The sequence below is a fragment of the Streptococcus pseudopneumoniae genome (assembly GCF_038148935.1).
In the GTDB taxonomy this organism is placed as follows: Bacteria; Bacillota; Bacilli; order Lactobacillales; family Streptococcaceae; genus Streptococcus; species Streptococcus pseudopneumoniae_U.
Map to the genome: position 1 here is coordinate 1 of NZ_JBBJZX010000168.1, position 1,331 is coordinate 1,331.

Consider the following 1,331-nt stretch of genomic DNA (forward strand, 5'->3'; position numbering starts at 1 on the left):
GTTATTTGAAAACTTGTTTTGGGAGTCAATTTTCCAGATTCCACTACTAAATCTTCATTCGCATAGACAGGGATCTCTCCATAAACCGTGGGAGAACTTAATTTTTCTCTAAAATAAATACCAAAGTCAGATTGTGAAAGGTAATAAATTTCTTTCGAAGTATAGACTACTTCTTTTTCTGTGCTAACGACTTTTGAAATGGTCAAAAAACTCGGTAGCAACAAAATAATTAAGAATTTACGCATTCTTCCTTTCCTTTTCTTCTTGTAAACGCAATAATTGATTTTTATCAGCCAACTCTTCCAGCTTTTCATCCGATAGACTCAAAAATTGCTCAATTACATCTAGTAAATTTTCCATTTTATCACCTTTGAAGCAAGTCAGGAATCGTATAAACTATTTCCCCCGACTTAGAATAATAGTACTTCGCTCGTGTATATTTGGCAGCATAATCCTCATCTTTCAACTTGGTAGCAAATGCTGTCTCCTTATCCTTTTCATCACTCAAGGTTTGATACTGAGTTTGCAAGTCTGCTAATTGCTGACGTCTTTGGAGTAATTGCTGATAGCTCTGCGCTAAATTAAAAGTTGGCAAGATAAATAATAGCATAATCAAAATCAATACCCACCCCATAAAACGATTCCGTTTTTGTCGTTCTTTCATCAGGTAGCGACGACGTTGGTGTTCATTTTGAATAAAAGAATTATTCAATTGTACAATATTTTTAGACATTTTCTTCTACCCGTGTTTCACTGATAATTTCATACATGCCTGCTGCATCTTCTTTTTTTGTACTATCTTTCATCTCCAGTACTTTTACAAGTAGCAACTTGTTTCCAAAACGAATTTCAACTTGGTCATTAACTTTCAAATCCGTTGAACTTTTGGCCAAGATTCCATTCACCTTGATTCTGCCTTTATCTGCTACTTCTTTTGCGACTGTACGACGCTTGATAATTCGCGATACTTTTAAATATTTGTCTAATCTCATCCTTATTACCTCAACTTATTATTGTACCATTTTTATCTATTTTATAGAAGAAAAATATCAAATGGAATTTTCTTTCTTAGACTCTTTTATCTCTAATAAACTTTCTCCAAAAATCAGCAGACCTTCTAAAATTTCATAATCTTTCTTATTTTGGACATCAAATACAAGCTCCATTAATCCCTTACTCTCAGCGATGCCTGCTTTTAAGTTCGTTGCGGATAAAGCTTTAAAATAATCTTGAGCCAAAAACAGTCGTTGAGTGACTTTTTCAAATTGAACTGTAATTTTATTATCTTTTCTTTCCACACGTTGAACAAAGACCTTGTCAAGATAAGACTT

At 33.4% G+C, this 1,331-nt stretch carries 3 protein-coding genes and 2 pseudogenes; all 5 read right to left on the reverse strand.

Annotated elements, in window-relative coordinates; translation table 11 throughout:
- Window positions 1–245: pseudogene (locus WKI42_RS10370) on the reverse strand (serine hydrolase); the annotation flags it as partial.
- Window positions 238–360, reverse strand: a complete 123-nt coding sequence (locus tag WKI42_RS10375) for an SP_0009 family protein (RefSeq protein WP_000429334.1) — start codon at window positions 358–360, stop codon at window positions 238–240. The pseudogene WKI42_RS10370 and the gene WKI42_RS10375, both read right to left, overlap by 8 nt.
- Window positions 361–364: 4 nt before the next feature.
- Window positions 365–733 carry a septum formation initiator family protein gene (locus WKI42_RS10380; protein ID WP_000041902.1) on the reverse strand — a complete coding sequence of 123 codons (369 nt, stop codon included), beginning with the start codon at window positions 731–733 and terminating at the stop codon, window positions 365–367.
- Entirely contained in the window at window positions 726–992 is a 267-nt protein-coding gene (locus WKI42_RS10385; protein WP_001234978.1) for an RNA-binding S4 domain-containing protein, read from the reverse strand. Before WKI42_RS10385 ends, WKI42_RS10380 begins: the two co-directional genes overlap by 8 nt.
- 57 nt (window positions 993–1,049) lie before the next feature.
- Window positions 1,050–1,331: pseudogene (locus WKI42_RS10390) on the reverse strand (TRCF domain-containing protein); the annotation flags it as partial.